Origin of the sequence: Corynebacterium pseudopelargi (assembly GCF_003814005.1) — a bacterium.
GTDB classification, from domain to species: Bacteria; Actinomycetota; Actinomycetes; order Mycobacteriales; family Mycobacteriaceae; genus Corynebacterium; species Corynebacterium pseudopelargi.
Genome location: NZ_CP033898.1, coordinates 1508729 through 1534288 on the forward strand (window position 1 = coordinate 1508729; position 25560 = coordinate 1534288).

At 58.1% G+C, this 25560-nt stretch carries 25 protein-coding genes; 11 read left to right on the top strand and 14 right to left on the bottom strand.

Annotated features, from left to right (window positions below; all coding sequences use genetic code 11):
• Position 1: 1 nt before the first annotated feature.
• On the top strand, positions 2 to 3679 hold the full coding sequence (locus CPPEL_RS07010; protein ID WP_425453821.1) for a multifunctional oxoglutarate decarboxylase/oxoglutarate dehydrogenase thiamine pyrophosphate-binding subunit/dihydrolipoyllysine-residue succinyltransferase subunit: 3678 nt from the start codon (positions 2 to 4) through the stop codon (positions 3677 to 3679).
• Positions 3680 to 3746: 67 nt separating this feature from the next.
• Here the strand turns inward: CPPEL_RS07010 and CPPEL_RS07015 are convergent, their stop codons facing one another.
• Together CPPEL_RS07015 and CPPEL_RS07020 are read right to left on the bottom strand one after the other, a co-directional pair.
• A complete protein-coding gene (locus tag CPPEL_RS07015) occupies positions 3747 to 4445 on the bottom strand; it encodes a type 2 periplasmic-binding domain-containing protein (RefSeq protein ID WP_123960450.1) in 699 nt (232 codons plus the stop codon).
• 88 nt (positions 4446 to 4533) lie between these two features.
• A complete protein-coding gene (locus CPPEL_RS07020) occupies positions 4534 to 5088 on the bottom strand; it encodes a YflT domain-containing protein (RefSeq protein WP_245990412.1) in 555 nt (184 codons plus the stop codon).
• Positions 5089 to 5383: 295 nt separating this feature from the next.
• Between CPPEL_RS07020 and CPPEL_RS07025 the strand changes: the two genes are divergently transcribed.
• From CPPEL_RS07025 to CPPEL_RS07035, 3 genes are read left to right on the top strand one after another with little or no spacing between them, the layout of a single operon-like run.
• Positions 5384 to 6682, top strand: a complete 1299-nt coding sequence (locus tag CPPEL_RS07025) for a magnesium transporter MgtE N-terminal domain-containing protein (protein ID WP_123960451.1) — start codon at positions 5384 to 5386, stop codon at positions 6680 to 6682.
• Between the two features lie 3 nt (positions 6683 to 6685).
• On the top strand, positions 6686 to 7282 hold the full coding sequence (locus tag CPPEL_RS07030; protein WP_123960452.1) for a DUF1003 domain-containing protein: 597 nt from the start codon (positions 6686 to 6688) through the stop codon (positions 7280 to 7282).
• 15 nt (positions 7283 to 7297) lie between these two features.
• On the top strand, positions 7298 to 8431 hold the full coding sequence (locus tag CPPEL_RS07035; RefSeq protein WP_123960453.1) for an Mrp/NBP35 family ATP-binding protein: 1134 nt from the start codon (positions 7298 to 7300) through the stop codon (positions 8429 to 8431).
• Positions 8432 to 8445: 14 nt separating this feature from the next.
• On the opposite strand, the gene tatB is transcribed toward CPPEL_RS07035, so the two are convergent.
• The 3 genes from tatB to sigE all read right to left on the bottom strand — a co-directional run bounded on the left by tatB (position 8446) and on the right by sigE (position 10275).
• Entirely contained in the window at positions 8446 to 8925 is a 480-nt protein-coding gene (gene tatB / locus CPPEL_RS07040) for a Sec-independent protein translocase subunit TatB (protein ID WP_123960454.1), read from the bottom strand.
• A 128-nt stretch (positions 8926 to 9053) separates the two neighbouring features.
• Positions 9054 to 9434 (bottom strand): anti-sigma factor family protein, encoded by a 381-nt coding sequence (locus CPPEL_RS07045; protein WP_123960455.1) that lies wholly within the window; start codon positions 9432 to 9434, stop codon positions 9054 to 9056.
• 196 nt (positions 9435 to 9630) lie between these two features.
• Complete coding sequence (gene sigE / locus CPPEL_RS07050) at positions 9631 to 10275, bottom strand: RNA polymerase sigma factor SigE (protein ID WP_123960456.1); 645 nt, start codon at positions 10273 to 10275, stop codon at positions 9631 to 9633.
• A 310-nt stretch (positions 10276 to 10585) separates the two neighbouring features.
• Between sigE and CPPEL_RS07055 the strand changes: the two genes are divergently transcribed.
• The gene (locus tag CPPEL_RS07055) at positions 10586 to 11206 is read left to right on the top strand and encodes an O-methyltransferase (RefSeq protein WP_123961272.1); all 621 of its coding nucleotides are present in this window, start codon (positions 10586 to 10588) and stop codon (positions 11204 to 11206) included.
• Positions 11207 to 11284: 78 nt separating this feature from the next.
• Here the strand turns inward: CPPEL_RS07055 and glgC are convergent, their stop codons facing one another.
• Entirely contained in the window at positions 11285 to 12520 is a 1236-nt protein-coding gene (gene glgC / locus CPPEL_RS07060; protein ID WP_123960457.1) for a glucose-1-phosphate adenylyltransferase, read from the bottom strand.
• A gap of 103 nt (positions 12521 to 12623) precedes the next feature.
• On the opposite strand from glgC, the gene glgA reads away from it, so the two are divergent.
• From glgA to CPPEL_RS07075, 3 genes are read left to right on the top strand one after another with little or no spacing between them, the layout of a single operon-like run.
• Complete coding sequence (glgA, locus tag CPPEL_RS07065) at positions 12624 to 13796, top strand: glycogen synthase (RefSeq protein ID WP_123960458.1); 1173 nt, start codon at positions 12624 to 12626, stop codon at positions 13794 to 13796.
• Positions 13797 to 13852: 56 nt separating this feature from the next.
• The gene (gene budA, locus CPPEL_RS07070) at positions 13853 to 14593 is read left to right on the top strand and encodes an acetolactate decarboxylase (protein ID WP_123960459.1); all 741 of its coding nucleotides are present in this window, start codon (positions 13853 to 13855) and stop codon (positions 14591 to 14593) included.
• Between the two features lie 16 nt (positions 14594 to 14609).
• On the top strand, positions 14610 to 16007 hold the full coding sequence (locus CPPEL_RS07075; protein ID WP_123960460.1) for a GH32 C-terminal domain-containing protein: 1398 nt from the start codon (positions 14610 to 14612) through the stop codon (positions 16005 to 16007).
• Positions 16008 to 16045: 38 nt separating this feature from the next.
• Here the strand turns inward: CPPEL_RS07075 and CPPEL_RS07080 are convergent, their stop codons facing one another.
• From CPPEL_RS07080 to dapE, 7 genes are all read right to left on the bottom strand, one after another.
• Positions 16046 to 16915: a methyltransferase domain-containing protein gene (locus CPPEL_RS07080; protein WP_123960461.1), complete on the bottom strand. Its 870-nt coding sequence runs from the start codon at positions 16913 to 16915 to the stop codon at positions 16046 to 16048.
• 37 nt (positions 16916 to 16952) lie between these two features.
• Positions 16953 to 17123, bottom strand: coding sequence for a DUF3117 domain-containing protein (locus CPPEL_RS07085; RefSeq protein ID WP_123960462.1), 171 nt, complete (start codon positions 17121 to 17123; stop codon positions 16953 to 16955).
• A 7-nt stretch (positions 17124 to 17130) separates the two neighbouring features.
• Entirely contained in the window at positions 17131 to 17472 is a 342-nt protein-coding gene (locus CPPEL_RS07090) for a DivIVA domain-containing protein (RefSeq protein ID WP_123960463.1), read from the bottom strand.
• A gap of 52 nt (positions 17473 to 17524) precedes the next feature.
• Complete coding sequence (locus CPPEL_RS07095) at positions 17525 to 18262, bottom strand: glucosyl-3-phosphoglycerate synthase (RefSeq protein ID WP_123960464.1); 738 nt, start codon at positions 18260 to 18262, stop codon at positions 17525 to 17527.
• Positions 18259 to 19071, bottom strand: a complete 813-nt coding sequence (folP, locus tag CPPEL_RS07100) for a dihydropteroate synthase (protein ID WP_123961273.1) — start codon at positions 19069 to 19071, stop codon at positions 18259 to 18261. The genes CPPEL_RS07095 and folP overlap by 4 nt, the downstream gene beginning before the upstream one ends.
• A 60-nt stretch (positions 19072 to 19131) precedes the next feature.
• Positions 19132 to 19902: an LOG family protein gene (locus CPPEL_RS07105; protein WP_123960465.1), complete on the bottom strand. Its 771-nt coding sequence runs from the start codon at positions 19900 to 19902 to the stop codon at positions 19132 to 19134.
• Between the two features lie 410 nt (positions 19903 to 20312).
• Positions 20313 to 21401, bottom strand: a complete 1089-nt coding sequence (gene dapE / locus CPPEL_RS07110) for a succinyl-diaminopimelate desuccinylase (RefSeq protein WP_123960466.1) — start codon at positions 21399 to 21401, stop codon at positions 20313 to 20315.
• A gap of 121 nt (positions 21402 to 21522) precedes the next feature.
• Here dapE and CPPEL_RS07115 point away from each other — a divergent pair, with 121 nt between their 5' ends.
• The 3 genes from CPPEL_RS07115 to dapD all read left to right on the top strand — a co-directional run bounded on the left by CPPEL_RS07115 (position 21523) and on the right by dapD (position 24913).
• A complete protein-coding gene (locus tag CPPEL_RS07115) occupies positions 21523 to 22449 on the top strand; it encodes a DapH/DapD/GlmU-related protein (protein WP_123960467.1) in 927 nt (308 codons plus the stop codon).
• A gap of 102 nt (positions 22450 to 22551) precedes the next feature.
• The gene (locus CPPEL_RS07120; protein ID WP_123960468.1) at positions 22552 to 23916 is read left to right on the top strand and encodes an amino acid permease; all 1365 of its coding nucleotides are present in this window, start codon (positions 22552 to 22554) and stop codon (positions 23914 to 23916) included.
• 22 nt (positions 23917 to 23938) lie between these two features.
• A complete protein-coding gene (gene dapD / locus CPPEL_RS07125; protein WP_123960469.1) occupies positions 23939 to 24913 on the top strand; it encodes a 2,3,4,5-tetrahydropyridine-2,6-dicarboxylate N-succinyltransferase in 975 nt (324 codons plus the stop codon).
• A gap of 64 nt (positions 24914 to 24977) precedes the next feature.
• On the opposite strand, the gene CPPEL_RS07130 is transcribed toward dapD, so the two are convergent.
• On the bottom strand, positions 24978 to 25532 hold the full coding sequence (locus tag CPPEL_RS07130) for a GtrA family protein (protein ID WP_123960470.1): 555 nt from the start codon (positions 25530 to 25532) through the stop codon (positions 24978 to 24980).
• Positions 25533 to 25560 lie beyond the last annotated feature (28 nt).

Genomic DNA, 25560 nt, shown 5'->3' on the forward strand with positions numbered 1-25560 from the left:
GATGTACCAGCAGTTCCAAAAGGATCCCAACTCCGTTGACGCGGAGTGGCGCAAGCTTTTTGAGACTCAGGGTGCACCGAAGTCCGCAACCTCGCAGGCCACGACCATGGCCAATGCCGACGCCCCGAAGGCAAGCGAAGAAAAGGCCAACCTCACCCAGCCAAAGAAGCTGGAAGAAGTAGCCCAAAACGCGGACCTCAATACCCGCGCAGCCAAAGAAGAAGAGCGTCGCTCCTCCGAGAAGGCAGCAAAACGCAAGGCTTCTCCGCTTGATCGCGCAGGTGAGCTGCCAGAGGCAGGCTCCAGCGCTTTGAAGGGCGTATTTAAGGCCATCGCAAAGAACATGGACGAGTCGCTGGAGATCCCCACCGCGACCTCCGTGCGCGATATGCCAGTGAAGTTGATGTTTGAAAACCGCGCCATCATCAACGAGCACCTGCAGCGTACCCATGGTGGCAAGGTGTCTTTCACCCACATCATCGGCTACGCCATGGTCAAGGCAGTGATGGCTCACCCGGTGATGAACGCCAACTACTCCGTAGAAGATGGCAAGCCCACCGTCAACACCCCGGAGCACATCAACCTCGGCCTGGCTATCGACCTGGTGCAAAAAGATGGTTCCCGTGCGCTTGTGGTGGCTGCTATTAAGCAGTGCGAGACGCTGTCGTTTACCGAGTTCGTAGAGAAGTACGAAGACATCGTGGCTCGCTCGCGCAAGGGCAAGCTCACCATGGACGACTTCTCCGGTGTCACCATTTCGCTGACCAACCCCGGTGGCATTGGCACCCGCCACTCCGTGCCGCGTTTGACCAAGGGCCAGGGCGCCATCATTGGTGTTGGTTCGATGGATTACCCGGCAGAATTCGCTGGTGCTTCCACCGACCGTTTGGCACAGCTTGGTGTGGGCAAGCTCGTCACCATCACCTCCACCTATGATCACCGCATCATTCAGGGTGCTGAGTCGGGCGAGTTCCTGCGCACCATGAGCCAGCTATTTATCGACGATGCCTTCTGGGATGAGCTCTTCGAATCGCTGGAGATCCCCTACTCCCCGATGCGCTGGGCTCAGGATGTGCCCAACACCGGTGTGGATAAGAACACCCGTGTTATGCAGCTCATCGAGGCATACCGCTCCCGTGGTCACCTCATTGCTGATACCAACCCGCTGAAGTGGCAGCAGCCCGGCATGCCGGTGCCAGATCACGGCGACTTGGAAATCGGCACCCACGGCCTGACCCTGTGGGATCTCGACCGCACCTTCAACGTGGGCGGTTTCGGCGGCAAGGAAACCATGACGCTGCGAGAGGTACTTTCTCGCCTGCGTGCCGCCTACACCCTCAAGGTGGGCTCCGAGTACATGCACATCCTCGACCGCGACGAGCGCACCTGGCTGCAGGATCGCCTCGAGGCAGGTATGCCCAAGCCCACCCAGGCTGAGCAAAAGTACATTCTGCAGCAGCTCAATGCCGCCGAGGCTTTTGAGAACTTCCTGCAAACCAAGTACGTGGGCCAAAAGCGCTTCTCGCTTGAGGGTGCAGAATCTTTGATCCCGCTGATGGATTCCGCCATCGACACCGCCGCAGGCCAAGGCCTGGACGAAGTTGTGATCGGTATGCCTCACCGTGGTCGTTTGAATGTGCTGTTCAACATCGTGGGCAAGCCGCTGGCCACCATCTTCACCGAGTTCGAAGGCCACATTGAGGCCAAGGCTGCCGGTGGTTCTGGCGACGTGAAGTACCACCTCGGTGCAGAAGGCACCCACCTGCAGATGTTCGGCGACGGCGAGATCAAGGTCTCGCTTACCGCGAACCCCTCGCACCTCGAGGCCGTGAACCCGGTCATGGAAGGTATTGCTCGCGCCAAGCAAGACATCTTGGACAAGGGCGATAATGGCTTCACCGTCATGCCGCTGCTGCTGCACGGCGATGCTGCCTTCGCTGGCCTTGGCATCGTTCCAGAGACCATCAACTTGGCACAGCTTCGCGGTTATACCGTTGGCGGCACCGTGCACATCGTGGTGAATAACCAGATCGGCTTTACCACCACCCCTGATTCTGGTCGTTCCAGCCACTACGCCACCGACTTTGCTAAGACCTTCGGTTGCCCCGTCTTCCACGTCAACGGTGACGATCCCGAGGCAGTGGTGTGGGTTGGCCGTCTGGCTACCGAGTACCGTCGCCGCTTTGGCAAGGACGTCTTTATCGACCTGATCTCCTATCGTCGTCGTGGCCACAACGAGGCCGATGATCCTTCGATGACCCAGCCTTTGATGTACGAGCAGATCGACGGCCGCAAGACCGTGCGTGAGCAGTACAACGATGACCTGCTTGGTCGTGGCGAGCTGAGCAAGGAAGATGCTGAGCGCGTCGCCCAGGACTTCCACGATCAGATGGAGTCGGTATTCAACGAGGTCAAGGAAGCCGAAAAGAAGAGCTTTGAAGCCCAAGAGGGCATCACCTCTTCTCAGGAGCTGCCGCACGGCCTGGAAACCAACATCACCCGCGAAGAGCTGGTGGAAATTGGTCAGGCTTATGCCTCGGCACCAGAAGACTTCAACTTCCACCCGCGTGTGGCACCGGTAGCCAAGAAGCGCCTCGAAGCTGTCAAGGAAGGCGGCATCGACTGGGGTTGGGGCGAATTGATCGCCTTCTCCTCACTGGCAAACTCCGGTCGCCTCGTGCGCCTGGCCGGCGAGGATTCCCGCCGTGGTACCTTCACCCAGCGTCACGCCGTGGTCTACGACCCGCAAACCGGCGCGGAGTTCAATGGACTCAACGAGCTTGCCCAGTCTAAGGGCGAAGGCAAGTTGCTGGTGTACAACTCTGCACTGACCGAGTACGCAGGCATGGGCTTCGAGTACGGCTACTCCGTGGGCAACCCGGAGGCCGTGGTGGCTTGGGAAGCACAGTTCGGCGACTTCGCCAACGGTGCACAGACCATCATCGATGAGTATGTTTCTTCCGGTGAAGCCAAGTGGGGTCAGACCTCCTCGGTGATCCTGCTGCTGCCCCATGGCTACGAGGGCCAAGGCCCCGACCACTCCTCCGCGCGCATCGAGCGTTACCTGCAGCTTTGCGCCGAAGGCACCATGACCGTGGCTCAGCCAACCACCCCTGCAAACTACTTCCACCTGCTGCGTCGTCACGCGCTTGGCAATCTCAAGCGCCCACTGGTGGTCTTTACCCCGAAGTCGATGCTGCGCATGAAGGCCGCCACCTCGTCGGTGGAGGACTTTACTAAGGTGAAGAAGTTCCAGTCGGTGATCAACGATCCTCGCTTCGTCGACCGCGACGGCAATGTCGTAGGCGATGTAGACAAGGTCAAGAAGATCATGCTGGTATCCGGCAAGCTTTACTACGAGCTGGCTAAGCGGGCACAGAAGGATAAGCGCGATGATGTCGCGATCGTGCGCATCGAGATGCTGCACCCGATCCCCTTCAACCGCTTGAAGGATGCCTTCGATTCCTACCCCAACGCCGAAGAGATCCGCTTCTGCCAGGATGAGCCAGCCAACCAAGGCCCATGGCCCTTCCTCAACGAGCACCTGCCGAACCTCATTCCGGACATGCTGCCGATGAAACGCATCTCTCGCCGCGCACAGGCATCGACTGCCACCGGTTTGTCCAAGGTGCACCAGCTTGAGCAGCAACAGCTTCTCGACGAAGCCTTTGCAGACTAAGCACCAGCACTAAAAGAAGGCGGCGGGCTTTATGCCCGCCGCCTTTTTGCTTGCCTTTGTGGTTGCTTTAGTGCAGCCCCACCTCATCAAGAAAGCCCGCGGCAACCTCACCGCGGTCACCCTTATTGGCTTGGGTTACCAGTGAGGACAAGGTGGCGTCGTCAAGCGCCCCGGAAACCCAATTCAACCCCACTCGCTGCTGCCTGCTAATCACATCGGCCCTATAGACCGGCACAATGCTTTTTGGCAGATCCAAAGAATCCTCGGCTGCACAAGCGCTCGCGCGAGAAGGATCTGCTGCATCAACATCGCCAGCAAGCGTGCCCACCATGGCCTCATAGGTGGTATCGCGCCACTCCTGCTGCACTGCGGGCGAAAAGTCTTGCTTCTTCGCCGCCGCGAGATCATCAGATAACTCATGAGCAAGCGGCGAATCCTGGGCAAGCAGCACCGAACCGGTGCACGCGGCCACCAGATCAAGGCGCGATTGGGATACCAGATCCCAAGGCTTGCCCACGCTGCCCTCGCCTGCTCGATCCAATGCCACCAACTCCGTGGCGCGGCCTTTGCGGTTTAAGGCCTGGGCATACAGCTCAGCCAGCATCGCCTGGGTGGGATTGCTGTGATCAATGCCCACACGAATCTGCCTCGTGGCAGTATCTGGCTCTACGGCGCTGGGTTCCTGGGAGCTACAGGCAATAAGCACAGGGCTGGCAACAAGCAGCGCTGCAGATGCGCCACCGAGTGATCGAGTGTTGAAGTGCACCTTGGGCAACAGCGCCTCCCTTGGGTTAGAAAAACTTTTGCGCTGTTTTAGTCTAGCGGCAGTGTGGCCACCTACCGCCGTCGTGGCCCTAGCCCTGCTCGGACTCCGGGCGTGCGCGGCGCTGATGTTCGGTGGTGCCAGCGTGGTGCTTGCGGCCACCGCTACGCAGGAATTCCGCGATGCGGTCGCGGGCTTCTGGGGCCTTGGCGGGGCTGCACAATACGTCGTAGCGCCCGGCAACAATCTGCGTGGAGCTTGCAAAATCGCGCTTGCCGCGGCTTGCGGCATACGGCACCGCGGTGAGCACCAGGCCGAAGATGATGCCCATGAAAATGCCGGTAAAGATCGCAGAGAGCCAATCGGTGCTCATCAATCCAAGCAGCAGGCCGAAAAAGAGGCCGAGCCAAGCACCAGAGGCCGCGCCACTAAGGAGCACCCTGCCCCAGCTCAACTTGCCAATGACCTTTTCTACCTGCATCAAATCCACACCAACGATGGTGAGTTCTTCTACCGCGAAATTGCGATCCGAAAGCATATCTACTGCCTCTTGGGCCTCGGCGTAGGTTTCAAAAGAGCCAACTGGCCAGCCTTCGGGGCGCTGAGGATCGCGTTGGAAGCCTCGCTGTTGCTGCGGCAGGGTCATAGTGCAGATATTCCTTAACTTGTCTGTGGGGTGCTTGCTTGTATGTCTCTACTACCCCAACGCCGCTGGCGTGCAAGAAGTTCCCTTCTAACAGCCTGAAGGCCCGGGCAATAAGCAGTGGCCTCGGGTGGCATGGATGGCTGAGCAAGTGCAACGCGGAAAGGAACACCCCGCGGCTGGGAGCTTCTGCGTGGCCGGGCTACCGCTGCCCAATCTTTGGTGCTGTTAGCCGCCTGCCTTGGCTGCTTGAGGCTTACTTCGGCATGGCTCTGTCAAGCACGTAGACTGTGTTTTTATGAGTGAAGTGACGCGTGTGTACGCCGGACGTTTGGCCGGCATGGTGGTCCGTGGCCCAGACACCGACGCGATTGGCAGGGTGCGCGATGTGATTGTCAACGTCCGCCCTGTAGGCCAGGTGTCTCGGGTGATGGGGCTGGTAGTAGAGATGATGAATAAACGTCGCATCTTCTTACCCATGCTGCGCATCGCCGCGATTGAACCCCAAGAAATCACCCTAGTGTCTGGTTCAGTCTCGCTTCGCGCCTTTAAGGCCCGCACCGGTGAGATGTCGGTGCTTTCCGACATTATCGGTTCTCGCGTCCACGTCGATGATCCCGAACTTGATCAGCTCCACGGCAAGGCTGTGGAGGTCGCTGACGTTGAATTAGAACGCACCCGCTCCCGCGATTGGGTGATCGCTAGGGTGGCCGGCATTAGTAACCGCCCGAAGTTTGGTCGCCGCCCTGAGCTGCACACCATTCCTTGGAATTATGTGCACGGCATTGCCCCTGCAGGAACTGAAGCAGAGTATGCCACCGCCGAGATGATCTCGGATTTCAAGGAGATGCGCCCGGCCGACGTTGCCAGCACCCTCTATGAGCTCCCCGAACGCCAGCGCCTCCAAGTTGCCGGTGAGCTGGATGATGAATTGCTTGCAGACGTCCTCCAGGAGCTTTCCGAGGAACGCCAGGCAGAGCTGTTAGAAACACTCGATATTGAGCGCGCTGCCGACGTGCTCGAAGAGATGGACCCCGACGACGCAGCCGACCTCCTCGGTGAGCTGCCCGATGATAAAGCCGATGTGCTGCTGGAACTGATGGATCCAGAAGAATCAGCCCCGGTGCGTCGCTTGATGAGCTTTAGCCCCGATACCGTGGGTGCGCTGATGACTCCCGAGCCTTTAATTCTGCCCCCACAAACCACGGTGGCAGAGGCATTAGCCCATGCGCGCAATCCTGATCTGCCAAGTTCGCTTGCCAGCATGGTGTTTGTGGTGCGCCCGCCCACAGCCACCCCAACGGGCAAGTACTTAGGCTGCGTGCACCTGCAAAAGCTGTTGCGTGAGCCTCCGAGTGAGCTGATTTCTGGCATTCTCGATCCTGATCTTCCGCCGCTGTATGCCGATGATTCCCAGGAGACTGCGGCGCGCTACTTCGCCACCTATAACCTGGTGTGCGGCCCGGTGATCGACGAAGACGATCACCTGCTTGGTGCGGTGGCGGTGGATGACTTGATCGACCACCTCTTGCCAGAAAACTGGCGTGACGCCGGCATCAGGCCTGAGACAAGCACAAACGCAATCAAGGAGGTCTAAGCCATGGCAGAGTTCAACCGCTCCGACCTGGACACTCCCTACCTAAAGCAGCGTCGCAATCCCTTCAAAATTGACGACGATGCCGTGGGTGCTTATGCCGAGAAGGTGGCACGCTTTTTCGGCACCGGCTCCTATTTGATGTGGCAGACCGTTTTTGTGGTCTTGTGGATCATCTTGAACATGGGTGTGTTCGCCTTCCAGTGGGACCCCTACCCCTTCATCTTGCTCAACCTCGCCTTTTCTACGCAGGCCGCCTACGCCGCGCCGCTGATCTTGTTGGCTCAAAACCGCCAAGAAGACCGCGACCGCATCTCACTGAATGAGGATCGCAGGCGTGCCTTCGAAACCAAGGCAGATACTGAGTTCACCACCCGTGAGCTTGCAGGTTTGCGCTTGGCTATTGGCGAGCTTGTCACCCGCGATTATCTGCGCCACGAGCTAGAAGATGTGCAAAACATGCTCGAGCGCCTTGAGGCCAAGCTTGACGACGAAGCCGCTGCCCGCATTGCCTTGATGCACACCTTGAACGAAACTGGCCACGAAGATCTTTCCGACCCCATCCAGGGCGACTTGGCCGAAGATCACAAACACGATCACTAAATAAGAAGAACATTAATGAGTACCTCTTTGAGCGAAGCTGATATCCGCGCAGCACTAGCAACCGTTGAAGATCCCGAGATCGGCAAACCCCTGACCGAGCTCGGGATGGTGAAGTCCATCGAGATCGATGGCGACCATGTGCATGCGGTGATCTATTTGACCATCGCCGGCTGCCCCATGAAATCCACGCTGGTCAATGATTCCCGCGAGGCCATCGCTGCAGTGGAAGGCGTGGGCTCTGTGGAAGTCACCACCGATGTGATGAGCGATGAGCAGCGCAAGCAACTGCGCCAGCAACTTCGCGGCGGCGTAGATGAGCCCGTGATCCCCTTCGCACAGCCTGACTCCACCACCCGCGTTTTTGCGGTGGCATCGGGCAAAGGTGGCGTGGGTAAATCCTCCATGACGGTCAACCTTGCTGCAGCACTGGCCGCCAAGGGGCTTTCTGTTGGTGTGCTAGACGCCGATATCTATGGCCACTCGGTACCCGGCATGCTCGGCTCTGAAGATCGCCCGCATGCGGTAGACGATATGATCATGCCCCCGCAGGCCCATGGGGTGAAGCTGATTTCTATTGCTCACTTCGTAGAAGGCAACGCCCCCGTGGTGTGGCGCGGGCCGATGCTGCACCGCGCCATCCAGCAGTTCCTCGGTGATGTGTTCTGGGGCGAGCTAGATATCCTGCTCCTCGACTTGCCACCGGGCACTGGCGATATCGCCATCTCTGTCGCCCAACTAGTGCCCAATGCCGAGTTGCTGGTGGTGACCACCCCGCAGGCGGCTGCCGCGGAGGTAGCAGAGCGCGCGGGCTCGATCAGCATGCAAACGCAGCAAAAGGTTGCCGGCGTGATTGAGAATATGGCGGCTATGGTGATGCCCGATGGCTCGCTCATGGAAGTCTTTGGCTCAGGCGGCGGCCAGATGCTCAGCGAGCGCCTCCAGCGCCTCACCGGCACCGAGGTGCCCCTGCTAGGCAGCGTGCCGCTGGATCCGCAGCTTCGCGAGGGCGGCGATTCGGGCACCCCGATTGTGCTCTCCCAGCCCGATAGCCCCACCGCACAGGCCATCCAGGCCATTGCGGATAGCTTGCAGGTGCGAAAAGAATCGCTTGCGGGTAAATCCCTAAACTTAGGTGTTAGCCGCAAGTAAAAAAGTGGCAGCGCTTAGGTAATATCGTCCCAGCTAAACGTCGGTTTTTGCACCGGAGGCTGGGGCGATTGCTCTTGTGGCTGGCTCTGCTGCTGTTGCTGCTGTTGGGGTGCTGGTGCAGCCTGCTCATTGGCTGCCTGATTATTGTGCTGCTGCTGGCGATAGGCCTGCCCCACGGTGGGTTCCGACATGATCTTTTTTGGATCAAAGCTATCCATGAAGGACTCGTCTTCGTCGAAAAGCACCCTGGCAATAGCGCCTTTGGGCCCCATGCTGCGTAATTTGGTGATCTGCCCAATGGGCTTTTGCAGTTCCTGGAATTCTTGGCCAAATTCGCCGTTGAGTTCGGCTTTCGCATTGTTGATGGCCTTGCGGGCTGCGTAGATCGCGGCCTTGACGTCCTCGATCAGCCCAGGCAGACGCTCTGGGCCGACAATGATGAGTCCGAGTACCAGGAGAAAGAGAATCTCTCCCCAACCAATGTTGGAAAACACAGCAACTACTGTACTTCCCTTCGTGCCATCGTGCTGCCCTGGGGTCTAGCAACACCTTTTTTGTAGCAAGTCCCGCGGTTTGGGTCAGAAGCACCCGCCTTGCCAGGGTGCTAGTGATTGCTCGGGCGCTAGTGATCGCGATGTTCTTGGCGCAAATATTTCAGCTTCTTGCTGGCGTGTTCAAACTTAGCCCGAAGCGATAAGCGCTCCTGGATCAATTCCTCGGCACCTGGGCCTTCGGGGCAGCTCGTGGCGATAGACTGCAGGCGATCTAAAAGCCGGGCAGGTGCTTGCACGTTATCTTGTTTGCAACTTCGAAGCCGCTGCGAGGCGAGCCTTTGGCGCTCAACTTCTGCGCGACATTCCTGGCAATGCACCAGGTGCACATGCACGCGGTGTTTGGCCACAGAACTGAGTTCTTCATCGACAAACGCCGCGACGGCTTCGGGGCTTGGGTGATCGGTGGAGGAAAAGCGCTTGCTATTGGGAGTGTGTTCTAAAAACGCCACCGGGGTTTCCTCCTTACACCTTCGATCTCAGCGGCCACGTATTTCACACGCGGTGTGCAACCTTATGCACCATGTGGCACCCATCGTAGCGATGATGAAGGCAAGCTGCCCGTGATGGCGAAAACACCGGACACAAAACCCGCCTGGCATTGCAAACGCGCAGCAAAAGCGCAGCCAGGAGGCGTTAAAGGTGGAGTTAGCTTGCGGGGATAAGCAGTTGGGCTTCTTCGTTTTCTTCTGCCGCGCGCTCTAGCGAGGCACGCAACTGGGAGCGCCCGCGGTGAATGCGCGAACGCACCGTGCCCATTTTCACGCCCAAGGTGGCGGCGATTTCTTCGTAGCTCAAACCCACCACATCACACAGCACGACTGCCACGCGGAAATCCGGGCCGAGCTCGTCGAGTGCCTGCTGGAGCACCGGGTCGAGGTTAGCCACGCTAAAGGCTTGTTCCGGGGTCATCTCGGTGCCGGGGACGCGCTCATAATCTTCCGGCAGCGCCTCCATGCGGATACGAGCGCGGTGGCGAACCATATCCAAAAACAGGTTGGTGGTAATGCGGTGCAGCCAGCCTTCGAAGGTGCCTGGCTGGTAGTTCTTCAGCGAGCGGAATACTCGCATGAAGGTTTCTTGGGTGAGGTCTTCTGCGTCTTGCTGGTTACCCGAAAGGCGAAAGGCGAGGCGATACACGCTATCGGCGTGTTCTGCTACTAACTCTGCCCAGGTTGGCATGGCACCTTCACCGGCATCAAAGGCTGCTGTACCACTGAGCGTTTCCGCCTCGTTGTGTTCAACATCCCAGGAGTCAATGATGGCTGCCGAGTCGTTTCGGGTTGCTCGCATGTGCAAGATTGTGCCGGAGTTGTCTAGAGAAAACCAACCAAGAAACTGCATTTTCCCTGTGAATCTCAGAATCGTTGTGCAAGCGTTATATTTTGTACCCAAAATTGTGAAATGTACCCACCATTCCACCACTCCTGCCGCCCCGACCCAATCCACCGCCGTGGCGCCAAAAGGCTTGCAGTAGTGGATAAACGCCAAAGTGGCGTCACAATTTTCCCAACAATCACTTGCGTGCCTAACCTTTGGCCTCTCGCGCAGGTCTACCCCACAACACCTCGTTGAACACCTAGAATTCCCAACTGTGAATGCCATGCTCCGCGAGTACATCGAATCTACTAACCGCAGCTCCGAGGCGCTCGACCACGCCATCGCCGAAGCCAAGGAAGTTGGGCTTAACACCCCCGACGCCATGACGGGTCAGCTCCTGCAAACCCTTGCTGTAACCACCGGCGCCCACGGCCTGGTTGCCATCACCCCGGCTGCCGATGTTGCAGGCCTATACATGCTCGCAGGCGCCAGCGACAAGGCGGTGCTGACCTGCATCGACCCAGAACCCGAGCACCAGCAACGGGCAAAGGCCACCTTCCGCAGCGCAGGCTATCCCAGCCAGCGCGTTCGCTTCTTGCCTTCTCGCCCACTAGAGGTGCTTGGGCGCCTTGCCAACAACAGCTACCAGGTCATTTTTGCCGAAGTCTCCCCCATGGATCTTTCGGCCTTGGTGGATGCCGCGTTGCCACTGCTCAGCGATGGCGGCGTCTTGCTGCTTGCCGACGCCCTCCTCGACGGCACCATCAGCGACTCAAGCAGGATCGACCGCGATACCCTCGGGGCGCGCGAAGCCGATCAGCACATCCTTGGCCTCGAAGGCGTTGTGGTAGCCAGGCTTCCCCTTGGTGCGGGCCTGACCATGATTAGCAAGTGCCGCGATTAGCAACGACTCTTTGAGCACAACACAAGGCTCCAGCGCGAATCGCGCTGGAGCCTTGTTGCGGTGTGAGCAGGGGCTGAACTATTGGTGTTCTACCACCTGGTTTTTACCCACCACCACAACGCCACCGGGGCTTACGGCAAAGCGCTGAGCATCTCGCTCGGGTTCCACACCGATGAGGGTGCCATCGGAGATCACCACGTTTTTATCCAAGATGGCGTGGCGGACCACAGCGCCCTTACCAATGCGCACACCGGGCATGAGCACGGAGCCTTCCACGGTGGCACCTTCTTCTACCACCACATCGGTGGAGAGCACGGAGTTACGCACCGTTGCCGCAGAGATGATCGAGCCCTGGCCCACCATGGAGCTTTGGGCAATACCACCTTGAATGAACTTTGCCGGGGGCAGTTCGTCAGTATCGGTGGAGCGGATCGGCCACTTGCGGTTGTAGAGGTTGAAAATGGGGTGCACAGAGATCAGGTCCATGTGTGCCTCATAGAAGGCGTCGATGGTACCTACATCGCGCCAGTAGGCACGGTCACGCTCGGTGGAACCGGGCACCACGTTTTTGTTGAAGTCGTAGACATTCGCCTCACCCTTTTCTACGAAATACGGGATGATGTCGCCGCCCATATCGTGGGTGGAATCGGGATTGGATTCATCGTCTTTGAGCGCCTTGATCAGTGCGTCGGTGCTAAAGACGTAGTTGCCCATCGAGGCATAGGTCATCTCTGGGTCATCGGGAGTACCGGGCGGATCTGCCGGCTTTTCTAGGAATTCGGTGATGTTGTTGTCATCATTTGCCTGGATACAACCAAACGCAGATGCCTCAGAACGCGGCACTCGGATACCGGCCACAGTGACAGACTTACCCGAGGCAATGTGGTCTTCTACCATCTGCGATGGGTCCATGCGGTAGACGTGATCGGCACCAAAGACGATCACATAGTCGGGCTTTTCGTCGTAGATCAGGTTCAAGGACTGCAAAATTGCATCCGCAGAACCCTGATACCAGCGCTTACCCAGGCGCTGCTGGGCAGGCACAGAGGCAATGTATTGGCTGGTAGGCCCGGTGAACTGCCAGGATTGAGAGATATGGCGATCCAGTGAGTGCGACTTGTACTGCGTCAGCACACAGATCTTCATATAACCGGCATTCACCATATTTGACAGCACGAAATCAATGAGGCGATACACGCCGCCAAAAGGCACGGCGGGCTTCGCGCGGTCTTCGGTCAAGGGAAATAGGCGCTTGCCTTCGCCACCGGCAAGCACGATTGCTAGGACGTTTGGTTGGCTCTTCACGTTCCCCAATTTAGGCGCTAAAAGTAATTCCTGCTAAAGAAACGATAAATTGCGACTTAAACCATAGACAGGACGCCCCACAATCGGCATAACCCGTTTAGGCTTGCTAACTATGAAGGTTGCAATGCTCACCAAGGAATATCCACCCGAGATCTATGGCGGTGCCGGTGTGCACGTCACCGAACTCACCCGCTATATGCGCAAACTCGCCCACGTCGATGTGCACTGCATGGGCGGGCCTCGCGATGAACAAGACGTGTACGTCTACGGCGTCGACGAAGCACTCAAAGATGCCAACCCGGCCGTCAAAACCCTTTCCACCGGCTTAAGAATGGCCGAGGGCCTAGGCGATGCCGAAGTGGCCCACTCCCACACCTGGTACGCAGGTCTTGGCGGCCACGTGGGCGGTTTGCTCCATGGCATCCCGCATGTGGCCACCGCTCACTCCCTGGAGCCCGATCGCCCGTGGAAGCGCGAGCAGCTCGGTGGCGGCTATGACATTTCTTCTTGGTCTGAGAAAAACACCATGGAATACGCCGATGCGGTGATTGCGGTATCGGCAAAGATGAAAGAGGCGATTCTCAAGGCCTACCCGCGTATTGATGAAGACCGCGTGAAGGTCGTGCTCAACGGCATTGACACCCAACTGTGGCAACCGCGTCCCACCTTTGATGATGCCGAAGATTCCGTCTTGCGCGAGCTAGGTGTGCGCCAGGATCAGCCGATTGTGAGCTTTGTTGGGCGCATTACCCGCCAAAAGGGCGTGGAGCACCTGGTCAAGGCCGCACGGCACTTTGATGAAGGCGTGCAGCTCGTGTTGTGCGCAGGCGCACCCGATACCCCGGAGATTGCCAAGCGCACCAGCGAGTTGGTGCATCAATTGCAGGCAGAACGCGATGGCATCGTGTGGGTCCAAGAGATGCTGCCAAAAGAAAAGATCCAAGAAATCTTGACCGCCTCGGATGCCTTTGTGTGCCCTTCGATTTATGAGCCACTGGGCATTGTCAACCTCGAGGCCATGGCCTGTGCTACTGCCGTAGTGGCCTCTGATGTGGGAGGTATTCCCGAGGTTGTAGCCGATGGCAAGACTGGCACCCTGGTGCATTACGATGCCGAGGATGCCACCACCTTCGAGCGCGATCTTGCCCAGGCCGTCAATGCCATGGTGGCCGATCGCAAACGTGCTGAGGCCTTCGGCATTGCCGGACGTGAGCGTGCCGTCGATACCTTCTCTTGGGCAAATATCGCGGAACAAACCATCGAGGTATATAAGTCCGTGATGTAGGCCTTGGGCTGCAGTGTGACTGCAAGATTTATCTGGCGCGACTATCCTCGGGCGGCATGAGTGACAACCATCCGCTCAGGATTTCGCGCCATACGATTTTTCAAAGCTCGTTAATGACTGCCCTCCTTGACGGCATCTACGACGGCGAGCTCAGCATCGGCGAGCTTTTAGGCCACGGCAACTTCGGCATTGGCACCTTCAATGCCCTAGATGGCGAGATGATGATCATCGACGGGGTGTGCTACCAACTCCGCGGTGATGGCTCGGCACAAACCGCCACCCTGGATCAGCTCAGCCCCTTTGCCATCGCCACGAATTTTGTGCCGCGCCTGCGACTCGATGCACCCCGCAATCTTCGACGCAGCGAATTAAGCGAGTTCATCACCTCGCATTTACCCAGTGAAAACTTCATGTACGCGGTGCGCATCAGTGGCCACTTCCAGGAAGTGAAGGTGCGCACGGTAAGCAAACAGCAACGTCCCTATCGCCCGATGACCGAGGCAACGATGGACGATAAGGAGCTGGAATTCCACGATGTGCATGGCATCGTCGGTGGTTTTCGCACCCCGGTGTATGAAAAGGGCATTGGCGTGCCCGGCTGCCATGTGCACTTTGTAGATGATGCCCGCAGCAAGGGCGGGCATGTACTCGACTTCACCCTCAGTGAGGGCACGATCGAGGTGTGCCCCGGCACCGACCTAGAACTGCGTTTGCCCCTTACCCAAGAGTTTTCTGAGGCCAGCTTGGCCCCGGAAGACCTTGACCAACAAATCCACGACACCGAAGTGAAATCTTAAAAAGAGGCTACAGATCATGGCTTATCGTCCCGAACTCCACGTCACCCCAGAGATTGGCATCCTTGATGCTCCCGCCGGAGCGCTGTTCGACGGCACCCACTGGCATATCTTTACCCAGTTCAGGCCCACCCCGGACGCAGGTGCGCGGTGGTCGCACCAAATTGCAGAAGGCTCCCCGCTGAACTGGGAGATCTGTGATGATGTGCTCGCACCCCAAGGTGAGGAAATCAAGGTGCGCGCGGGTTCGGTGGTGCAGGCGGGCGTTACCACGCTGTTGTATTACACCTCGGTAAGCCCCGTAGGCGATCAGGTGCATGTGGCAAGTATTGAGGATTTGGAAGCCACCACGGAGTTTGTCAGCGACGAAGGCTCTGCGGTGGATCAAAATGTGCAGCACCGCGGTGTGGTCTTAGATGATCGCGATGGGTTTTATAATTTCCGCTCCCCCAGCGTGCGCGCTGCTTTCTTAGAAGGCGATGAGCAATCCGGGTGGCTGATGCTTGCAGTAAGCGGCAGCATGGATGCCCCTGAGCTTGTGTTGCTGGACTCCGAAGATGGCCTTGATTGGAAGGTTCGCGGCCCGCTGACCTTGGCAGGCAATACCGGCTTAGAAGGTGAGCGGCTGGTTGCTCCTCGATTGATTCGCCTGAAAGATCAGGTTGATGGGCAGCTTTACGACGTCCTCGTGCTCACCATCGAACGCCAGGGCATCGATATCTCTGGCTACCTTGTGGGCAAACTTGAGCGCACTACCTTTGAGGCTTTCAGCCCCTTCCAGCGCATCGATTTCGGCCATGATTTCACCCGCCCCAGGATCACCTCGGTGCCATCGGCGGTAGGTGAGCGCATGGGCGAGCGCTATAACAGCACCACCTTGTTTGGGTTTATGAATGGCCGCGGCCGCAACGATCACCCGCAGCGCCACCGCACCTACATCGAAGATGGCTGGGCCAACTGCCTTGCACTGCCCCGAGAAGCCACGCTGCAAAACCGTCGCCTCTACCAAACCCCACCAGCAGGGCTGTGGGAGGCCGTGGAATTAAGCGACCGCGCAGCGCTGTGGACAGCGGTGCTGGATGTGCCCACCGGGGAATCCGTATCGGTGGAGTTGGTGGATTCTCAAGGCGATGTGGCCGCAGTGATCACCCACCGAGGCGACCATCTCGCACTTGATCGATCGATGAATAAGATCCACCAGGGCGATCCGGTGGCTGAGGCAGAATTACACGAAGACGACACCGATGCCATCACCATCGTCGTTGATGGCCCTACCGTTGAAGTATTTGCCGATGGCGGCCAAGTGGCTATGGCATCGAGGGTGTTCTTTGAAGGGGTCTGCAGCCAATTTAGGGTGCGCAGCACCGAAAGATCAGAGGTGCAACGCACCCACGAGCTGCGGCCAAAGTTCGCATAAGAAAAACGGCGCCTAACAAGGCGCCGTTTTTTCGTGTTTTAAGCAATCTTGCGAAGGCGAGTCACCATCGCCTTGGCGCTGACGTCCATGGTGGTGGGCAGATCGGCAATCCTTTCTGCCAACACATCGGGGTGGATATGGCGTGCAGAGGGGCTCATACCAATCTGGGTGGCGATGGACTCCTGGTTGAGCTTCATGGTGAATTCCACCGGCTGGGAAGGACCTACCGGTTCCAGGTGGCCAGAGGCCTGCTGGATCATGCGATCGACCTTGCCACGCTCAACGTCGATAATGCCCAAGGGCTCACGCAGCTCAGCCAAGTGGCCAGCATCGGCGGTAAGCACGACTACCTCGCCCTTCGGCTTGAGCACGCGAGCAAACTCAGCGGCATTACGCGGCGCAAACACCACGGCAATGGCATCCAGGGAAGCATCTGCGATGGGCAGACGATTCCACGCATCGGCCACCACTGCACCAACGCGGGGGTGGCACTTTGCCAGCAGCTTGGCGGCAGGCACCGATACATCGAGGCCTACGCCGCGAGCACCGTGGATGGAATCCAAAATATGAGAGAGGTAATAGCCAGTGCCGGCACCAACCTCGCAGATCGCGGGGTCTACTTCTTCTGGCACCTCGGCATCATCAATGACTTCCTGTACTGCCTGCGTGACTGACTCAACGAAGGGGGCGAAATGCCCATTGGAAAGGAAGGTCTCACGCGCCTTGATCATCTCGGTGCTATCGCCTGAATAGCGAAGCCCGGCGCCGCCGGCGAGGGTGACATAGCCCTGGCGGGCTACATCGTAACTATGGCCAGATGCTGAAACCACCCTCGATCCTTCGTCGACAAGCTCTAAAACAGAACCGTCGATGGGGTCGGCGAGGACGTCAATAACGTGCGAAAGCACACACTCTCCTTGGGATAGCTAAAAAGTGAAAAAGGCGCTAAGCCTGAGCAACCTCAGTGAGCAAAGAGCCCAGCTCGGCGGCTTCTTCTTTGTTCAACTCAATCACGAGGCGTCCGCCGCCATCGGTAGGGATACGCATCACAATCTTGCGGCTTTCGATAACCGCTTCCATCGGACCATTGCCGGTACGAGGTTTCATCGCTGCCATAGGTGGTTCACCGTTCTTTCTCACTCGAAGGGGATTCGACGATCGCCTCATACGATCGTGCAGCTCCATCTAGTTTAGCGCCCGAAGCAGAGTTTGGTTCCCTGAGCATGCCAATCAATTGCTCCAACACAGCATCTACCTGCTGCGGATCGTAGCCACGAGCGACTTGAGTAAAGCGAATCTGCTCAAAATCTCCGCGGGATACAAGCCGCGCATTATGCTGCTGAGCTGCATCATTTGGGGCAGTATCCGGCTTGGCCTGAGAAAAAGAAAAGATCACGCGCCCAAGCAGCATCCCTGCAAGGACCAAGGCAATAGCCCCAATAATCCACGGCAATACTGCGAACATGATGCTCCCTTTATCTTCCTAGAATCCCCGGCGGCTTGGTCGAAAATTATTGTCATTCATTCGGCTCGATCGCCCGCGCCGGCTCGCGTTGCTCCAAGGATATGCCAGGGTGGCCCGCACGACTCAAAATCGCCGCCGCAACCTGCGTGGCCGTGTGCTCCAACTCCTGCAAACTGCGGTTGCGGTGAGTACGAACCCCAGCTTCGACCTCCACGATGGCCTCTGGGCCAAAGGCGCGGGCTACGTCGATAAGCAAAGCAACCTCAACGCCATAATCGCTTACAAAACAAAGATCTAAGGCTACGTCTCTACGGATGGCATATTCGCCCCCAAGCGGCTGGCGCACATGGGCCAATTCCGGCACACAAAGGCCAAGCAAAGGCCGTGCAAGCAGTGCCGTAACCCTGCCGCCTTCCGTGCCATCAGCCATCGGCCTTGCATAATTCGCCTTAACCAACTGCACCTTCGGATCGGCAAAAGGTTGCGCCAACATCGACACGATCTCAGGGTGCACCTGTGATAAATCGGCATCTAAAAACACCACCACATCACCACGGGCTACCTGCACACCGCGCCACAAGGATTCCCCCTTGCCCTTCTGAGGCGGCAACGGGTGCGCATCGCGCCAATTAACCACGCGAGCACCCGCATCCGCGGCTCGCTGCGCGGTGGCATCAGTGGAATCAGCATCGATCACGATCACTTCTTGCGCCGGTGAACGAAGCGCGAGCGCAACGACATCGGCAACCGTATCTTGCTCATTCAGCGCGGGGATCACCACCGAAATCATGCCAACCCCCTCGTGGTGGCCAAGGCAGCCATCTTGCCTTGAATAGCGGCAGTCATCCGAATGGTATCGAGGGTTTCTGCCACCTCATGGGCACGAAACGCAGCCACTCCCCTGGCGGCTGCAAAACTCGTGCAAGCAAGGGTGCCAGCGACGCGATCGCCCACGCCACGATCGAGTGTTTCACCCACAAAATCCTTATTGGATAACGCCATGAGCACCGGCAGACCGGTAGCCACGACCTCATCAATCCGGCGCAAAAGCTCAAGGCCATGGAAGGTGTTCTTGCCAAAGTCGTGGGTGGGATCAATCAAAATCTTTTGCTCAGGCACACCACAGGCCACCGCCTTTTCGGCCAACGCAGTGGTTTCACTGATCACATCAGCAACGACATCGTCGAAGTGCACGCGATACGGCCTGGTTCTCGGCTGCACCCCACCAGTATGAGAGCACACATAACCCACGCGGAATTGGCCTGCTACCTCCACTAATTCAGGGTCGTGGCCAGCCCAGGTGTCATTGACCAAATCCGCACCCGCGGCAATGGCAGCAGCGGCTACCTCAGAGCGCCAAGTATCCACAGAGATGTGCAGCTTAGGAAAACGCTCGTGCACCGCCTGGATCAAAGGCACGACGCGATCAATTTCTTCCTCCGCGCCCACATACTGCCCAGGGCCGGCTTTGACCCCGCCAATATCGACGATCCCAGCACCCTGTGCAATCACATCTGCTGCGCGCTGCAGCGCTGCATCGAATTGCGCGGTAGCGCCTTGATCATAAAAAGAGTCCGGTGTGCGGTTGATAATGGCCATGACGGTGGCCAAACCAGAGCCATCGGTGTAAAAACTTTGCACCTGCGACGCCCTCACGGCCTATTGAGCATCTGAGCTAAACAATGGCATTTGCTGATGCACTCGCTGAATATGCGCCACCGCATCCTCCACCGAATCGGTGACTAAGAACAGGTCCATATCACCTTCGCTAATCATGCCCTCTGCTACCAACGTGTGCTGGAGCCACTGCACCATCGGCTCCCAGAAGCTGGTGCCAAGCAACACAATGGGATAGTTGGTCACCTTGCCCGTTTGCACCATGCACAGCACCTCGAAGAGCTCGTCAAGCGTGCCAAGCCCGCCCGGCAAACACACAAAAGCCTGCGAATACTTCAAGAACATGGTTTTGCGGGCAAAGAAGTAGCGGAAGTTTAAGCCCATATCCACATAGTCATTAATGCCCTGCTCATGCGGCAGCTCAATACCTAAGCCAATAGAACGCCCGCCAGCTTCCAGCGCGCCCTTATTCGTCGCCTCCATCAGACCTGGGCCACCACCAGTAATGACCGCATACCCTGCGTTAGTAATAGCTGCACCAAGTTGCTCACCTAGTGCGTAATAGGGCTCTTCGGGCTTCGTTCGCGCAGAACCAAACACCGTCACTGCCGGGGGCAGCTCTGCAAGCGCATCAAAACCAGCCACGAACTCGCTTTGAATGCGCAACACACGCCAAGGATCAGCGTGCAACCAGTCGTGATCTGCGCCAAGTTCTAATAAGCGCTGATCATAAGTGCTTTGCCCCTTCGCCGCATGCTTATCGCGAACCAGCATCGGTCCTAGCAGAGTACGGCGGGCATCATCGTTATTCATTGCTGTCTCAATTCCTATCGTTTACTTCAACGTTTCTATCCTGCGGCACTGGCTGCGGCACGGGCTGCGGCACTGGCTGCGGAATGTTGGCCGCTTTGCCGCACGCCCCTGCCTGCTAGCGGTGCAGGGCTGAGGGCTACCCGGGCCCTGCTACCGTGCCCGGCTACCTGAGCCAGGTGGCGTGCGCTCCGTTGATTTCTCCGTTGGCACGGCGCAACAAGCCCGGCGCGGCCAGCCCGGCGCAACAAGCTCTGCTGGATCAAGGAGCGCGCCAGTTAGCCGCATCACTCGGGAGTGTAGTGCTAGTGCCCCACTTACGCTGCCTGAAGCTCAAAGCCTTGCCTGTTAGCAGGCGCTACGTCGCAAAGCTGGCTGAAGATAACGCGCCCAGCAAGCGGCGCAGGGTGTGATCACTCGTGTGAGCCGCCACCGGTGAGGTATTGCAGGAGTTGCTCGGATACCTCGCTAATCATCTCCACGGGGCATTGCTCGTCTTTTTTATGCGCAAAGGAGGGATCGCCTGGGCCAAAGTTCACCGCGGGAACTCCTAAGGAGGCAAAGCGGGACACATCGGTCCAGCCGTATTTTGCGCGGAATTGCCCACCGGTTGCTTTGAGCAGGTCTGCTGCCGCTGGCTGGTCAAGCCCAGGCCGAGCCCCCGGCACGGCATCAGAGACTTCATAGTGCACACCTTCTGGCAGGTCGAGCACTGCAAGCATGTGCTCCATGGCAGCATCAACGTCGCGATCAGGCGCGAAGCGGAAGTTCACATACATCCACGCCTCATCGGGAATGGTGTTGGTGGCTACTCCCGATTCGCAGTGCACGATGTTCAGGCCCTCGTGGTACATGCATCCATCTACTTCTACCTCGCGTGCCTCATAGGCTGCGATGCGGCTGATCACGGGGGCGAGTTTGTGCATGGCGTTATCCCCAAGCCAGGAGCGAGCGGCGTGGGCGCGCGTGCCTTCGGCGATCACTTTGAGGCGAATGGAACCTTGGCAGCCGGCTTCGATCATGGCGCCTGATGGTTCACCCAACAAGGCCAGATCGCCTTGGAGTAGTTCCGGGTGGCTTTCTTGCAGATGTGCCAAGCCATTGAAGGTGGCTGCTACTTCTTCTGCTTCGTAGCACACCAAGGTCAGGTCATGGCGTAGATCAGGGTGATTAGCCAAGGTCGCAAAAGCGTGAAGGTAGCAGGCCATGCCCGATTTCATATCCACGCTGCCGCAGCCATACAACACGCCGTTTTCGATATGGCCTGGCACATTGTCGGCAAGCGGCACGGTATCGATGTGGCCTGCAAGGATGATGCGAGATCCCAAACCACGGCTGGTAGTAGCCACCAGCGTGTGGTTCATCCTTTGCACCTCTACATTGTCTATCGCGCGCAGTGCTTGCTCGATGGCATCGGCAATGGCGCCTTCTTCGTGCGAGGGGCTAGGGATATCTACTAGCGCGGAGGTCAAAGCAATGGGGTCAGCGTCGAGTTGCAGCATGCTTTCACTGTATAGCCCATTTGTGTGACTGCGCGCCCAGGGTGGTGCGCTCGCCTGCTCCCGCGGTTGTTAGACCTGCAGGCCGTGGGCAAAAGGGCTGCGCGATACAATGAGGATCATTATGAGTTCTTTTGGCGCACAGGCCGTAGGTATCGCCAACATTGCAATGGATGGGACGGTGCTCGACACCTGGTATCCCTCGCCATTGTTATCCCACCACTTTGATTTACCCACCGGCACCATTCGCCTTGGGGCTCAAGATTTGCCCCGCAAGATGCTGAACTTGGTTCGCATCGATGAGGATCGAATGGTGGAACAGGTGGCCGTGCGCACCACCATCGAGGACCTTGATCTACCGCCTATCGACGCCCACGATGTGTACCTTCGCCTGCACTTGCTTTCGCATCGCATGGTCAAGCCCCACGAGATCAACATTGAAGGCGCCCTCGAGCTGCTTGCCAATGTGGTGTGGACGAATAAAGGCCCGTGTTTGGCTCAAAACTTTGAAGATGTTCGCGTGGCCTTGCGCTCTCGTGGCCTCATTCACGTCTATGGCATAGACAAGTTGCCGCGCATGGTGGATTATGTGGTGCCTTCGGATATTCAGATCACCGAGGCCGAGCGCGTTCGGCTGGGTGCATATCTTGCACCGGGCACTGAGGTGCTCCGCGAGGGCTATGTGGCCTATAACGCCGGCACCCTTGGCGCGGGAAGAATCGAAGGCCACCTCTACCCCGGCGCGGTCTTAGACGAAGGCTTTGATCTTGGCATTTCGGCCTCCATCGTCTCGGATAAAGCCAGCAATGCGGTCCGCATTGGTAAGCGCTGCACCATCGGTTTGGGTTCGGCAATTGTAGGCATTGACCTGGGCGATGATGTCACCATCGGTTCCAATCTCATTCTTGAGCCTTCCACGATGGTGCACCGGGTGGAAGATGATGCGCTGGTGCGCGCGGAGACGCTCAGCGGCATTGGCAATGTTCAGATCACGCACGTTGCCGACCGTGTGGAACCAGTAGTGATTCATCAACAACCCCACCACCTTTAAGCCACTCGCCCCTGCCACATTCGGGGGCAACCAGGCGGTGTTCGCGGCCATTTGCATTGCATGAAATTCCCTGTGTGAGGGAAATATCTTATTGTTTTTGCTATGTCCCAAACAACACAAGACACCGCCCTCGGTGCTGGCCTGAAAACCCGCCACCTGACCATGATGGGTCTTGGCTCCGCCATCGGCGCGGGCCTGTTCCTTGGCACCGGCGTCGGCATCGCCGCTGCCGGCCCTGCGGTGCTGATCGCTTATATCATCGCGGGCGCCATCGTCGTCTTTGTCATGCAGATGCTCGGAGAAATGGCATCGGCGCGTCCGGCCTCCGGCTCCTTTTCCATCTACGGCGAACAAGCCTTCGGCCACTGGGCCGGCTTCTCGCTTGGTTGGCTCTACTGGTTCATGCTCACCATGGTGATGGGCGCAGAAATGACCGGCGCCGCAGCCATCATGTCCTCCTGGTTCGGCATCTCCCCTTGGATCCCCGCGCTGATCTGCGTGGCGTTTTTCGCCGTGGTCAACCTGGCCAATGTGCGCGGCTTTGGCGAGTTTGAGTTCTGGTTCGCCTTTATCAAAGTCGCCGTCATTATCTTCTTCCTCATCGTTGGCGCACTGCTGATCTTCGGTGTGCTTCCAGGCCACGACTTCATCGGCACTGAGAACTTCCTCGATCACGGCTTCATGCCCAATGGCGTCTCTGGTGTGGCTGCCGGCCTTTTGGCTGTGGCCTTCGCCTTCGGCGGCATTGAGATCGTGACCATCGCCGCTGCTGAGTCCAAGGATCCCAAGACGGCCATTGGTGTGGCCGTGCGTTCGGTGATCTGGCGTATCTCGCTGTTCTACTTGGGCTCGGTGCTGGTAATCACCTTCCTCATGCCCTATGACCAGCTCGGCGGCGCTGATTCAGCAGCAGAGTCTCCCTTTACCCGCATCCTGGCCATGGCTGATCTTCCCGGCGTGGTGGGCTTCATGGAGGCCGTGATTGTGCTCGCGCTGCTGTCTGCCTTTAACGCCCAGATTTATGCCACCTCGCGTTTGGTGCACTCGCTGGCAGAACGCGGCGACGCCCCACGAGTGTTTGCCGCTACCAACAAGCAAGGCGTGCCGATTTCTTCGGTGCTGCTGTCGATGTTCTTCGCCTTCCTCTCCGTTGGCCTGCAGTACTGGAACCCTCCGGGGCTGCTGTCCTTCCTGCTCAACGCCGTGGGCGGCTGCTTGCTGGTGATCTGGGTGATGATCGCGCTGTCTTACCTCAAGCTGCACCCCATCATGGAAAAAGCCGGTGAGCTGACCAAGGTTCGTATGTGGGGCTACCCCTGGCTGACCTGGCTTACCCTTGCGGCGATTGCAGGGCTGATCATCATGATGCTTTTCGACGAAGGCTCCCGTGGCCAAGTCACCTCCGTGGTCGTCATCTTCGGCGGCTTGATCGCGTTGTCCTTTGCGGTCAAGGGCGCGAAGAAATAGGCGGAAGGTAGACTTCAACACCATGACTTCTGCACACGCAATTGGTTTAGCAACAATTACCTCTGATGGCGATGTTCTTGACGCCTGGTTCCCCTACCCCGAGCTCGGCGGTGCCGATGCTTCCGGCACCGAGTTCCTTGAGGGCAAGGACGTCCCCGATGATTTCCGCGCCCTGGCTGTGGTCGATGGTGATCGCCACGTAGAGCGCAAGGTCATCCGCACCACCATCGCCGATTTGGATCAGGCGCCCGAGGATACCTACGAGGCTTATCTTCGCCTGCACCTGCTTTCTCACCGTCTGGTCAAGCCCCACGGGCTCAACCTCGACGGCATTTTCGGCCTGCTCAATAACGTGGTGTGGACCAACTTTGGCCCTTGTTCGCCGAAGCACTTCGAGGTAACCCGCGCCCGCTTGCAGCGCCGCGGCCCTGTGACGGTCTTTTGCATGGACAAATTCCCCCGCATGATCGACTACGTCATCCCCTCCGGTGTGCGCATTGGCGATGCTGACCGTGTTCGCCTCGGCGCCCACCTTGCAGAGGGCACCACCGTGATGCACGAGGGCTTTGTCAACTTCAACGCCGGCACCTTGGGCAGCTCCATGGTAGAAGGCCGCATCTCTGCGGGTGTGGTGGTTGGCGATGGCTCCGACATTGGTGGTGGCGCCTCCATCATGGGCACGCTTTCTGGTGGCGGCAAGCACGTCATTTCCATCGGCGAGCGCTGCTTGCTTGGCGCCAACGCCGGTTGTGGCATCCCGCTTGGCGACGACTGCGTGATCGAAGCCGGCCTGTACGTCACCGCCGGTTCTAAGGTGGTCACCCGCGGCGCTGTATCCGAGGCGCTCGGCTTAGAAGACGGCCAGACCATCAAGGCGGCAGAGCTTTCCGGTGCTAACAACATCCTGTATCGCCGTAACTCCATCAACGGCGCGATTGAGGCTGTGCCGTGGAAGTCTCAGGCAGTAGAGCTCAACTCCGAACTGCACAAGAACTAAGCCTGCTTCAAGCAAGCAAAAGACCTGCCCTGTTCCCTAGGGCAGGTCTTTTTTTCACGTTTTTCTAGCGGTGTTGCACCGGGTGTTGTTCCACCACGATGCGGGTGGGGCGAAACGCCCACAGGCGGTTGATTAGGAAGTTAATGGGCATTGCTGCAAGCACGGAGATGATATTGGCCCAGTACACCTTGGTGCGGAAGCCAGTGGAATTATCAAATACATCATCTGGCAAGGCGATGGGCGATTCTGGGTTCATCAGCAGCGTGGCAATGACCAGGCTTACGCCGAAGGCCAATAGGCCGGTGGTAAGGAAGGCAAAAAAGCCTTTCCACCACTTCGGGCTCACGGTGGTTTTAAAAGTCCACATGCGGTTGAGCTGGTAGTTCCAGGTATTAGCTACCAAGAAGGCTACGGTTTGGAAGACGTGATACCAGCGGATGTGGAAGGCGGTACCAAAGAGGTTGTAAAAGGGATCGGAAGGGGCGATATCGGCTGACCACAGCATCAGCTTGTTCATCACCACCACAACGGCCATGTTGACCAACACGCCGGAACCACCAACGATGCCAAACCTTAAGAATTGAACAATCGTGGTGGCGAATGTGGACGATTTGGCCACGCCTTCTCCCTCACTTGTTATTGATTGC